The organism is Vibrio sp. 10N.247.310.98 (assembly GCF_041467395.1).
Classification (GTDB): domain Bacteria; phylum Pseudomonadota; class Gammaproteobacteria; order Enterobacterales; family Vibrionaceae; genus Vibrio; species Vibrio crassostreae_C.
On record NZ_JBFSUL010000038.1, the window covers coordinates 15,300 to 27,734 of the forward strand.

Genomic DNA, 12,435 nt, shown 5'->3' on the forward strand with positions numbered 1-12,435 from the left:
TCTGCTTTAACAATCCATGACTGCTTACGCTCTGCGCTTTTTGAAAGCGTGCCAACCAGCGCTGAAAATTGTTTTTAACACCACACCGAGTGCGCTTAGTTTTGGGTCGGCGTTCTTGCCAGAGGCAATGCGCCACATCTGATGTTCATACCAAACCAGCCCGACCATCGCCACTTTGTCTAATGCGGGTTTTCCTGTGGTTGGCACCGTTAGCGGCATGCCGTGGCTAGGGTTTTCAATTAACTTGTTTGGGAAATCAGGATCAACCGCCATTGTGCGCGCAATACCAATAAAATCGGTCGCCGAGGAGTTTAATGCTTCATTCATTGCTTGCGCAGTTCGAAAACCACCCGTGACCACCAGCGGAGTGCTGACGAGTTTTCTCGCCTTCACCATGTAATCCATAAAATACGCTTCACGTTTACCGTGCTGGCCTTGATTGGTTCAGCTTTGCTCTTTGAACCCATCATTGATGGACTTTCATAGGTGCCGCCGGAGATCTCAATCAGGTCGATACCGTTATCACTCAGTGTTTGAACAACCTGCATCGACTCTTCTTCAGTGAAGCCACCTTTCATAAAGTCAGCGCTGTTGAGCTTAATTCCGACAGGGAAATCTTCACCGACCTCTTTTCGAATCGCGCGATAAACCTCAAGCACGAAACGAAGTCTGTTTTCGAGTGAGCCACCCCATTTGTCTTGGCGTTGATTGTGTCTCGAAGACAAAAACTGACTCACGAGATAACCATGAGCACCGTGAATCTGCACGCCAGTAAAGCCTGTTTGTTTTGCAAGCTTTGCACTCAGCGAAAATTTATCAATGATTGCGATTATTTCTTTTTCAGCCAGAGCTCGTGGTGTATTGAAGCCTTTCTCTAATCCACGCTCTAAAGAGATAGCCGAAGGCGCAACCGGGCTATCACATAAGAATTTAGGGATTTGTTTACCTGGGTGGTTCAATTGCATCCATATCTGCGAACCATTTTGTGTTCCAGCCTTCGCCCACTCACGAAATACGCTTAAGTCACTTTGCTCATCCAACACAACGTTTTTAGGTTCACCAAGCGCACCTCTATCGACCATCACGTTGCCCGTCATGGATAGGCCAATTCCTCCTTGAGCCCAACGCTGGTACAGCGTGACTAAACCTTGCTTAGGGTTATGATGTTTATCACCTAGCTGTTCACTCATTGCCGATTTGAACAGGCGATTTTTGATCACTTGGCCATTAGGAAGAGAAAAAGGGTCGTTGAGGCAGATTGGATTCATGCGCGTGGTTACTTTCTTGGGTTTATATATTGAGTCCAGTATGCCCTATTTTATCCGACAGTTTTTATCATTTAGTGCCTATTTCGAAGCAAGTTTCGCTCAAAAAGGAAATGCCAGCGGCATAGCAGCTGGCATTAATCGATTATAAATAGAATCTCAAAAACTGGGCTGACGCTGCTGAAATATGTCAACCAGAAAGGCTCGAACACCCTTTACGCTCATGGTAATTGTCGGTATTGTGATTCTCTACGCCATCATCACAAGGACTGTCTGAGAGTTATGAACAGCACGATTGAAACTATTCTGGGGCACCGCTCCATTCGTCAATATACAAATCAACCGATTGAAAAGCACAACTTGATGTGATTATTCAGGCTGGTCTCGCGGCTTCGTCATCGAGCTTACTGCAGGCTGTTTCTATCGTGAGAGTGACAAACAAAGAGAAGCGCAAACTGTTAGCCGAATACGCAGGCAACCAAGCTTACGTTGAGAACGCGGCTGAGTTTTTAGTGTTCTGTATCGACTATCAGCGCCACGCTCAAATCAACCCTGAAGTGAAAACCGACTTTACTGAACTGACCCTAATTGGCGCTGTCGATTCTGGCATCATGGCGCAAAACTGCATGTTGGCTGCTGAGTCTCTAGGTTTAGGTGGCGTGTACATTGGCGGGCTGCGTAACAGCGCACAACAAGTCGATGAACTGTTAGAACTACCACAACATACCGCCGTGTTGTTCGGGATGTGCTTAGGTCACCCGGCACAACAACCAGAGGTGAAACCTCGCCTCCCTGCTCACGTAGTAATGCACGAAAACCAATACCAACCGCTGAGCCTAGATGAAATTGCCAGCTACGATGATTCGATGCAAAGCTACTACGCAAGCCGTTCAAGCAACCAAAAGCAGAGCAGTTGGTCACAGCAGATCACACAGAAACTCTCTGGTGAATCTCGCCCACATATCCTGCCTTACTTAAACAGCAAGCAGCTGACCAAGCGTTAAGCCGTTAAGCCGTTAAGCCGTTAAGCCGTTAAGCCGTTAAGCGATTAGAGCTAGCAGCAAACAGCAGTACAAACAAAAATGTCAGCGTAATATACGCTGACATTTTTATTTATCCGGAGGCGGCTAGCTTACAGATATTTCTCAATCGGTAACAACTGTAGGAAACCTGATTGCATTCGTTCCCATTGACCAGTGTCAGGTTCGCTGTCCCAACGTTGATCGCCTGAATACCAATACACATCACCGTATTCCAATTCCAAGCGCCAGCTATTATCTTCACTCATTGCTTGCTCAATAGTGTCTGCTAACGTTTCAGAAATCTCTTTATTTTCGATGATCAAAACCGATTCAGTATTGAGGTAGGTAGAGCGCAAGTTGAAGTTAAATGAGCCGATGCTCGCGATGCTGCGGTCGAATACGACTGATTTAGCGTGCAAGCCATAGGCTGTCTCAGGCGCACATTTAGACACGTCTTGAGTCGATGCTTCACACAACTTAGATTCTGGTTTTAGCTCAAACAGATCGATGCCATGCTCCAACATATCGTAACGTCTGCCCGCATAAGCAGAATGATTAGTCACCAGATCATTAGAGGCCATAGAGTTAGTTAGCGCTTTTATCTCAACGCCCTTATTGTTCAACACTTGCCACTCTTCAAGCTGACCATCATCGAATACAAGGTAAGCCGATTCCAATAAGATCTCTTGTTTCGATTCACTCGCTAACTTACCTAGAAGAATCGCGGTCGCTTTCGGTTCATCGGTATTGTCTGAATCATCAGGAACAGGCTGATCGTAAACAAAACGCGCATTCACCCATGCCATCTCACCAATCACCTCTTTCAGCAAACTATCAGCAGCCTTACGATCTAGTGGCAATTCCGGGTAATTTTGATAATGCGGAACGACAATATTATCTATCTTCGAGAGATCAGGTTGCTCGTCATCACCCAGCATATCGACAGGGTAAGACCAACGGCTGTTCCAGTATTCAACAAAACTGGTTTGGATGGTGTTAACTACCGAGCCCATCACCAACACATCGCGGTCTCGGAAATTGATTTCATCAGAAAGGTCGAAGTATTCATCACCAATATTACGTCCACCCACCACAGACAAAGTACCATCTACGGTAAACGACTTATTGTGCATACGGCGATTTAAGCGAGAAAAGTCACCGACAAAGCTCAGCCATTTACTGATGCCACGGCGTGTTGGTGTTGGATTGAAGATACGAATCTCGACGTTCGGGTGCGCATCCAGTGCCGACAGCAACCCTTCACGTTCGTTGAGGTTGATATCATCCAGCATTACGCGCACCTTCACACCACGCTCAGCCGCGGCTAATAAACGGCTAGCGAGATAGCTTCCCGATTCGTCAGAGTTCCAGATGTAGTATTGAATGTCGATGGTGTGCTCGGCACTTTCTACCAGCGCTAATCGCTGTGCCAAAGCATCCCAACCGGACTCTTGCAGACGAACCGCAGTGTTGCCTTGCTCTAAAGCTTCAGGCTGAAATTCATTGGTTAGAACCGATAAAGAGCTAGGTGCAGGAGAGGTTGGCGGTTCTGTTGGATGATCGATGCCTTCAGGAAGTGAAGAACACCCACCTAAAACGGCGATTAAGATTAACGTTAAACTGATGCGTTGGAGCACAGGCATGTATCTGACTTCCTTTTCACGATGACGTCTTTAGAAACTTTCCGTACAGCTTTTCAATGAACAAGCTATTCCGATCTATTCATTGATTATTACTGCTAAAGCCTGAAATTTATAGGTAATTATCCAGTATAAATTTAAAGATCAGTAAATTGACCTACAAATCACCTAAGTTGAGTGAGTGTCAGGCAATATAAACTTAGCGGGTTTTCTACCATTTCGATGGTGAGTCTGTTCGGTCTGGGTGATGCTTCACCATTGTTTGGAGATCTAGTTTCACCGCTTGATTTCACACTAACAGGCGTGTCGACTTACTTATATGAGATCGTGCAAACGCATTACTTACGTAAGCGCTAAAGCTGTTGTTCATCTAAGGGACATGTAAGGATCAACACCGAAAACATTGTTCACACTACATAACGTTTATCGTCCCTACACAAGCCTTCCCTATAGTAGTACCCTTTATTGTCTCTCATTCTTGATGGTAACTGGATATTATGAAGCTTTTGGTCGATCGCACTGGTGAACAGTTTTTAGATATTCTGCAAGAATCGGGAGATACATTGACGGTTCAATTCATTACCAATGAAGGCAATCGAAAGGGTAAGCCGTTCCAAGATAACTTGAGTGGATTGTTCCTCACAGGGTGGAAGCCGCGCACCACTTCAACCGCCATCGGATTAGAACGCTTTAAGCAAGGCAAACTTGAAGATCCCAAAGTGAGTTTCGCATTGCACCAGCTCTATCCACTGGGTCGAGACGTAAAATTACCTTCTGGAGATATCGCCACAATCGCGAGTTACGCCAATACCCATGCCGATGGCTACTATATGTCTGTGCGCCTCAACGATGAATTAACCCGACTCAAGATTACACCCGATTGGGAACTGCAACCTTCCACTCAAAGATTGGCTCTGCCTTATTACCCAGCCCCAAGAACTAAAGAAGAGCTCGACAACATTGACGATTTTGATGCGTGGGCGGGCGGCTTCTAAATACTCCTCACCTACGCCTAGTAGCACATAATACCCAAGTTATTATCAATTATTTTTTGACAATAATTCAAATGTAGCACTGTTTATCGTTTCAAATATTCCCACTATTATTTATCCATCGACACAGACTGCAGCTCAATGAACAAAGAGTGGCACTGTAAACACAGACAAATCACCATTTCGGTGAAAAATAATATAGGTACCAACATGACTCAACTAACTATCGTCGCAAACATCGTCGCTAACGAAGACAAAATTGAATTGGTTAAAGCAGAGCTGCTAAAGCTGATTGATATTACTCGCGCTGAAGAAGGCTGCATCAACTACGACCTTCACCAAGACAATGAAAACCCAGCACATTTCACTTTCTACGAAAACTGGACGTCTCGTGAACTTTGGCAAACACACATGGGTAATACTCACCTCGCCGAATACATGGCAGCAACCGAAGGTAGTGTTACGTCATTTACACTTAACGAGATGACTAAGATCGCTTAAGTACAGTTTCAGTAGTCTGTTACTAGAAAGCACACTGACAAGCTATCGAGTTCAATTTGAAAGCCCCGCTACACGTCAGCGGGGCTTTTTCATTTATGCGGATATCGTCAGCCGCCTTAGTTAGAGCTTCAAACGGGGCTGAATAAAATCGATAAACGCCGAGATACGTTTAGAGACAGAGGACGACTTGTAGTAAACCGCATTCACTCGCTCTCGGTCTGTGTTGGCAAGTTTGTCTTGTTCCAGAATAGGGATTAGACGCCCTGCTGCCATATCTTCCTGCACCATAAACCCCGATAAACAAGCAATCCCATTTCCAGCTAGTGCCAGTTGACGCACGGTTTCACCATTACTGGCTGTCACAGTAGGCGCGACATCACTTTGGTTTGGTAAAGGCCAATGGTTAAGCACTTTGTTACCCGCAAACCCCACAATTTGATGCGAACTCAAATCTTCAGGTTTGGTGGGCACCCCACGCTTAGCGAGATAATCAGGTGACGCAACAATATGGAGTAAACTTTTTCCTAACGGGCGAGCGTGCAGTGTTGAATCGGACAACTTACCGATTCGAATCGCAACATCAGTTCTCTTTTCGAGAAGATCAACGAAGCCTTCGTTGGAAGTGAGTTCCAACTCAATGTCTGGGTAAGCCTCTTTGAATGACTGCACCAACGGCACTAGTTGGTGAAATACGAATGGACTGGCGGCATCGACTCTTAAACGACCTTTTGGCAACTCACCGCGCGACACGATTTCTTCTTCCGCGCTCTGAATCATCTGTAATCCCACCCTGACTGAATCGACAAACTGCCGTCCTTCCTCCGTCAATTCCACGCGTCTCGTTGTTCGGTTGAATATTGAGACGCCGAGTTGTAACTCAACCTTACTCACCGAGCGAGACACCTTGGCGACCTGCACATCCAGCGCCTCTGCCGCCGCAGAAAAACCACCAGCATCGACAACGGTGAGTACCATTTCTAAATCATCTGAACGGGTTAACATGAGGCTCCTTCGCTATCTTCATTTTGTTTAATGTCATCTCGCTTGTGCTCATCACAGCTCAAATCACGGTGTCTTTTCGATCTCATCAGCTTAATCCAATGATCGGCTAACCCTCCAATTATTGCAAATATCACAAAGGTTATTTGTTAATGATGGCATTTTTCACAAATATATTTTGCTAGATAATCCTCGCCATCAAACGAAGCGCTCCTATTGCAGTCACAAGCTGCCCCATTTTATCGCGCTCGGTACTTAACAAAGAACAGTAAGAGAGATGATTATGCCACTAGCATTACTTGCATTGACGCTCAGCGCCTTTGCCATCGGAACCACAGAATTTGTCATCGTAGGCTTGATTCCTACCATGGCGAGCGACTTGAATGTATCTCTGCCATCAGCAGGCCTATTAGTCAGTTTATACGCGCTTGGCGTTGCTATTGGCGCACCAGTCTTAACGGCATTAACCGGCAAATGGAATCGTAAAGCGGTGTTGCTGACCGTGATGGCATTGTTTGTCATTGGTAACTTATTGGCGTGGCAAGCTCCGGGTTATAACACGCTGATCGCCGCACGAATTTTGACTGGCCTTGCCCATGGCGTGTTCTTCTCGATTGGATCGACCATCGCGACAGGTTTGGTTTCAAAAGATAAAGCAGCCAGTGCCATTGCGATCATGTTTACAGGTTTAACGGTTGCATTGGTAACCGGCGTACCACTGGGCACTTATATCGGGCAAACCTTTGGCTGGCAAGCGACCTTCTTGATCGTGGCTCTGCTTGGTCTTATTGCTCTTATCGGTAGCGCTATCTTGGTTCCAAGCAACCTTAAGCAACCACCAGCGGCGAAGATTTCGGCACAACTAAAGGTTCTAACTCAACCACGCTTACTGTTGGTTTACGCTATCACAGCACTAGGTTATGGCGGCACATTCACAGCGTTTACGTTCCTTGCTCCAATACTGGAAAATGTATCAGGATTTGATTCGAGCTCAATCAGCTTAATCATGTTGGTTTACGGTGTGTCAGTGGCGGTCGGTAACATCTGGGGCGGAAAAATGGCCGACAAGATGGGCCCAATTAAAGCACTGACCGTTATCTTCTCTGGTTTAGCCGCAGTACTGGTGGTATTCAACTTTACCGCAGTAAACCCTTACGCAGCTGTTGCTACCATTTTGGTTTGGGGTGCATTCGCATTCGGTAACGTTCCAGGACTACAAGTGTATGTTGTGAAACTGGCTGAGAAATACACACCAGACGCCGTCGATGTCGCTTCTGGATTGAACATTGCAGCCTTCAACGTCGGTATTGCATTAGGCTCATGGGGCGGTGGTTTGATTGTCGCGAAATCTGGATTAATGAACACCCCTTGGGTAGGTGCTGTGATCGTTTTGATCGCTCTTGTTCTGACTCGATTCAGTGGTGCGTTAGATAAAAAGCAAGCACAACAAGCTGTTCCATCTAGCATCTAGCATCTAGCATCTAGCATCTAGCAAGAATAGAAAAAACAAAGCCCGAACCTAGGTTCGGGCTTTATCAATTCAATCTGATTATTACTCGTTATCGATCGCTTTCAGCACTTTACATGGATTACCGACTGCAACCACATTGGCTGGGATGTCTTTGGTTACGACACTGCCCGCGCCAATCACGCTGTTTTCGCCAATGGTGACACCGGGGCAGATGATTACACCACCGCCAAGCCAAACATTGTCGCCAACATTAATCGGTGTGCCAAACTCAACGCCTTCTTCTACACGGCCTTTCACATCGAGAGGGTGACCTGCAGTCAGGATTTGAACGTTCGGACCAAGCAGCACATTGTCGCCAATAGTCACTTCAGCCACATCCAAAATCACGCAGTTAAAGTTAGCGTAGAAGTTCTTGCCTAGCTTGATGTTCGAGCCGTAGTCACAACGAAATGGAGGTTCTAAATGCGCATTTTCACAGTCCGGAATGAGCTCTTGCGTTGCTGCTTCCCATTCAGATGTGCCAGGAATACTGTTATTGAGTTTTTGAAGCACCTTGCGACATTCGATACGAGCTGCATAAAGCTCTTTATCCCAAGCCTGATAAGGTTCACCTGCTAGCATTTTTTGTTTTTCTGTTTTCACGTTACTTACCTGTTCTCACATCAATTAGCTATTTTCATATTACTTATCTAGCTCCACATTACTTAACTAATGGTGGTCAATTCATCGACCAAAAACGCAATATCGCACATCTAAATAACAGTGAATAAGGAGTGTTTGAGCTTGGTTTAAGAGATGCGCAGCTCGTCACTTTTTGTAGGTAAAATATGAAATTCGAACAGTGCTAATTTAGCTTCGCTATCGAATCACGTAACACCAAACTACCAGTGGTATTGATGGTGGTCGCTTGCTCTGTTTCACCGACAATTTGCAGGATCGCCTTTTGCGTCATTTGCTCTAATGGCACACTCACAGACGTTAAGCTTGGCGTTAAAAACGCCCCCACTTTGCTGTTATCAAAGCCGGCGATCGAAACATCTTGAGGCAATGAGTACCCAAGTTCGGTTAACGCCTTAATCGCACCAATCGCCATATCATCGTTTTCAGACAAGATAGCAGTGAATGTGGTTCTGCTTTTTGCCAAAGCCTGAGCCGCGTGATAACCGCTCTCCATCGTCCAATCACCTTGAACAACGTTGGACTCATCCAATGCAACACCATGTTTAGTTAACACATCTTGATAGGCTTGGTAACGCAGCTCATCGGTCGAAGAACCGGCTTTACCACGAATCACTGCAATATCGGTATGACCCTGCTCGATGATGTGTTCAACCATCAAACAAGCGCTCTGATAATGGTCGGTGGTAATAGCATGATTGGGCTTCGACGGCATTTCTCGGTTGAGTACCAGAATCGGAGTGTCAGTGCTTTCGATGATCTGAGCTATCTCGCTTTCGGTTAAACATTGCGGATAGATGATGATGCCCGCGCACTTCATATCCAGCAGGAAATTGATCGCCTTTCTTTCGTCTTCAGCGCTGTGTTTGCCATCGGTGATCACCAATTGGTGATTCGACTTTTCGCTATAAGAAGCCGCGTGATACATCAAGGAAGAGAAGTAAGGGCCATTGAACAACTCATTGGTAATTACAAAGCCGATGAAATTGGTCTTCTTGGTCGCCAATTGCTGAGCCAACAAGTTCGGTCGATAACCTGTTTCTTGAATCGCATCAAATACCTTTTTCACCACATCTGGGCGCACGATGTTCTTGCCATTTAAGACACGAGAAACGGTCGATTTAGATACGCCTGCGCGGTTTGCGACATCAAGCATGGTTACCATTCGCTTCTTTTCCTTTATAAAAAATTAGCCGACATAGGCCGACTAATTCATTGCAAAATGACAGCTCACAGTTCACATAACTGCGCTGGGGAATGCATTCTAAATAGTGGCACCGTTAGATGCAATCACACCTTTATACCACTCGAAAGACTTCTTGCGCTTGCGTTCTAGTGAGCCAGATTGATCGTTGTGCTTATCTACGTAAATGAATCCGTAGCGTTTTTTCATCTCGCCCGTGGTGAACGAAACTAAATCGATACAGCCCCAAGGGGTATAGCCCATCAAATCAACACCATCAATCGAAACGGCTTTTTTCATCTCTTTGATGTGGTCGCCAAGGTAAGCAATGCGGTAATCGTCATTAATGCTGCCATCTTCTTCAATGGTATCAACCGCGCCAAAACCGTTCTCAACGATGAACAATGGCACTTCATAACGTTCATACAGAGACGCTAAACAGAAACGCAAACCCGTCGGATCAATTGGCCAGCCCCAATCGCTAGACTGGATAAACGGGTTATCGACCGAATTTTCATGACCGCCGTCCATCGCTTCTTCTGTAGATTGGTGAGAAGAAGAATCCAAGGTATTCGACATGTAGTAGCTAAAGCCTAAGTAATCAGCCTTACCTTCTTTTAGGATCTGCTCATCTTCAGGCTGCATCTCAATGTTGAAGCCTTTGATTGCCCAGTCACGCGTAGCGTAATTTGGGTAATGACCGCGAACCATCACATCTGAGAAGAAGTAACGGTCACGCATCGCTTGTTGTGCCACCATAATGTCTTCCGGTTTAGAAGAACGAGGATAGAAAGGCACCATCGCACACATTGCGCCGATTTGAAGATCTGGATTGATCTCGTGACCTTTCTTAACCACCAAAGCACTTGCAACAAACTGATGGTGAACCGCTTGATACATCGCCTCTTGCGGCTTTTCGCATTGTGGAAACTTCACGCCTGAGCATAACCAACCGAAAATATCTGCCGAGGTGTTCATCTGGTTGTTGATCTCGTTAAACGTCATCCAGTATTTCACTTTGTGTTGGTATCGTTCCATCACTGCAGTTGAATACTTAACGAAGAAGTCGATCACTTTGCGGTTCATCCAGCCGCCATATTCCTTAGCTAGATGGTAAGGCATTTCAAAGTGGCTCAGTGTTACCACAGGCTGAATGTCGTATTTCAACAGCTCGTCAAACAGATCATCGTAAAACGCTAAACCCGCTTCACACGGTTCAGCTTCATCGCCATTTGGGAAGATACGCGTCCACGCGATACTGGTACGGAAACACTTAAAGCCCATCTCAGCGAATAACTTAATGTCTTCTTTGTAGCGATGGTAGAAATCCACTGCGACTTGGTTAGGATAGTTTTCGCCATCAATCACGCCATCGGTGATTCGACGTTGTACACCATGAGCGCCCGCTGTTAATACATCAACAACACTGACACCTTTACCATTCGCATCCCAGCCGCCTTCTAGTTGATGTGCAGCAACCGCACCACCCCATAAAAAATCGTTCGGAAATTCGTTGTTCATACCGTTACTCGCTACAAGTTATTCGTGAAAAAGATCAGGATTAGAGAGCTCATTGCAACTCTGAAACCGATTTCAATAAAAGAAAAGATACAGGTTGAAACCGGTTTCAGCAATAGTTAAAAGATCTTTTTTGATCGAACTACAGACTAATCAACAGTCAGCATTACGATCAATGCTGTTCAAAATACTGATCATGCTGAGATTTGCCGGATAGGTCTTGAGTTCCCGGGTAGAACTGGACGAGTGTCTGATCGGCTAAAGTGAGGTGAATCCAACCCTCTTTGACTTTCAGCCAATTGGTACCGTTGGTCTCATAGACGGCAGGAAACTTGCCCCAGCCAGACTCTGATACCTGCAGCTCTTGAAATAGGTTAATCGGGGCTAGCTTATTGCTGTCGAAGTTTGCGTCGGCATAGACAGATAAAGGCTCGATGGCATCGTTTGGCTTAAACGTATAACAGCTCACAGAGGCTGAAGTGCGATCAAACCACTGGTAAGGTTGTGCACCGATTAAATCGTAGACCGTGCAATCATTGAATTGAATCGCCCACTCTTGGTGAGCTTTAAAACCGAGGTAACCTATGGGTTGTGATGGTTCAGGCTTTGAGTCCGCCTCCTGCTCATACACCGGTTCTGAGGTAGCACATCCCATAAGCCCAAGACTAAAAAGGAAAGTCACAGCAAGCTTCATCATTGTCATACCTCAGTTCCGTTAGTAGATGAGTAACTCAATTAAGTCTCTACATTAAACGGTAAGTTCCAAACGATTACCATCCGGATCGAGTACACAGCTCTCATAATAGCCATCGCCTGTTCTTCTTGGGCCATCTAAGCGCTCATAGCCGTCTTCGACCAAGTGTTGAGTCAGTTGATCGACCGCCTGTTCCGAACCTAATGATATCGCCATGTGAATGAAGCCTGTGAACTGGTCATAGATGTCGTCTTTCGATTCAGGCACCGAGTCCATTTCCATAATCTCTAAACGACTTCCCGTATCAAACGAGAGGAAGTATGAAGAAAACCCTTTAGTTGGGTTGTGATATTTTGAGTTCAATGTCGCGCCGAAATAATCTTCATAAAATCGCTTCAGTACTTCGAGTTGTTTGGTCCAAATTGCGATGTGTTCAATCTTCATTTTGTTTGCCTAAGTTTGATGTCTAACG

The 12,435-nt window shown here is 45.7% G+C and carries 10 protein-coding genes and 2 pseudogenes; 4 read left to right on the forward strand and 8 right to left on the reverse strand.

All coding sequences use genetic code 11. The features are described 5' to 3' along the window. Positions 1 to 24: 24 nt before the first annotated feature. A pseudogene (locus AB6E78_RS14995) lies at positions 25 to 1,268 on the reverse strand (NADH:flavin oxidoreductase/NADH oxidase family protein). 279 nt (positions 1,269 to 1,547) lie between these two features. Between AB6E78_RS14995 and nfsA the strand changes: the two are divergent. Beyond that, positions 1,548 to 2,269 (forward strand): annotated as a pseudogene (nfsA, locus tag AB6E78_RS15000) (oxygen-insensitive NADPH nitroreductase). Between the two features lie 128 nt (positions 2,270 to 2,397). On the opposite strand, the gene AB6E78_RS15005 reads toward nfsA, so the two are convergent. Then, positions 2,398 to 3,930 carry a phospholipase D family protein gene (locus AB6E78_RS15005; protein WP_372133886.1) on the reverse strand — a complete coding sequence of 511 codons (1,533 nt, stop codon included), beginning with the start codon at positions 3,928 to 3,930 and terminating at the stop codon, positions 2,398 to 2,400. 494 nt (positions 3,931 to 4,424) lie between these two features. On the opposite strand from AB6E78_RS15005, the gene AB6E78_RS15010 reads away from it, so the two are divergent. Next, complete coding sequence (locus tag AB6E78_RS15010; protein WP_108092185.1) at positions 4,425 to 4,922, forward strand: hypothetical protein; 498 nt, start codon at positions 4,425 to 4,427, stop codon at positions 4,920 to 4,922. A 207-nt stretch (positions 4,923 to 5,129) separates the two neighbouring features. Beyond that, positions 5,130 to 5,420 (forward strand): putative quinol monooxygenase, encoded by a 291-nt coding sequence (locus tag AB6E78_RS15015; protein WP_017062386.1) that lies wholly within the window; start codon positions 5,130 to 5,132, stop codon positions 5,418 to 5,420. A gap of 120 nt (positions 5,421 to 5,540) precedes the next feature. Here the strand turns inward: AB6E78_RS15015 and AB6E78_RS15020 are convergent, their stop codons facing one another. After that, entirely contained in the window at positions 5,541 to 6,422 is an 882-nt protein-coding gene (locus AB6E78_RS15020) for a LysR family transcriptional regulator (protein WP_137002167.1), read from the reverse strand. 280 nt (positions 6,423 to 6,702) lie between these two features. Here AB6E78_RS15020 and AB6E78_RS15025 point away from each other — a divergent pair, with 280 nt between their 5' ends. Continuing rightward, the gene (locus tag AB6E78_RS15025; protein ID WP_017062388.1) at positions 6,703 to 7,890 is read left to right on the forward strand and encodes an MFS transporter; all 1,188 of its coding nucleotides are present in this window, start codon (positions 6,703 to 6,705) and stop codon (positions 7,888 to 7,890) included. 81 nt (positions 7,891 to 7,971) lie between these two features. On the opposite strand, the gene AB6E78_RS15030 is transcribed toward AB6E78_RS15025, so the two are convergent. The 5 genes from AB6E78_RS15030 to AB6E78_RS15050 all read right to left on the reverse strand — a co-directional run bounded on the left by AB6E78_RS15030 (position 7,972) and on the right by AB6E78_RS15050 (position 12,407). Continuing rightward, complete coding sequence (locus AB6E78_RS15030; RefSeq protein WP_372133885.1) at positions 7,972 to 8,532, reverse strand: sugar O-acetyltransferase; 561 nt, start codon at positions 8,530 to 8,532, stop codon at positions 7,972 to 7,974. 202 nt (positions 8,533 to 8,734) lie between these two features. Next, positions 8,735 to 9,733 (reverse strand): LacI family DNA-binding transcriptional regulator, encoded by a 999-nt coding sequence (locus AB6E78_RS15035; protein ID WP_372133884.1) that lies wholly within the window; start codon positions 9,731 to 9,733, stop codon positions 8,735 to 8,737. Positions 9,734 to 9,832: 99 nt separating this feature from the next. Then, positions 9,833 to 11,272, reverse strand: a complete 1,440-nt coding sequence (locus AB6E78_RS15040) for a 6-phospho-beta-glucosidase (RefSeq protein WP_136973619.1) — start codon at positions 11,270 to 11,272, stop codon at positions 9,833 to 9,835. 169 nt (positions 11,273 to 11,441) lie between these two features. Continuing rightward, complete coding sequence (locus AB6E78_RS15045; RefSeq protein ID WP_136973666.1) at positions 11,442 to 11,966, reverse strand: hypothetical protein; 525 nt, start codon at positions 11,964 to 11,966, stop codon at positions 11,442 to 11,444. A 51-nt stretch (positions 11,967 to 12,017) separates the two neighbouring features. Next, positions 12,018 to 12,407, reverse strand: coding sequence for a VOC family protein (locus AB6E78_RS15050; protein WP_017064032.1), 390 nt, complete (start codon positions 12,405 to 12,407; stop codon positions 12,018 to 12,020). Positions 12,408 to 12,435 lie beyond the last annotated feature (28 nt).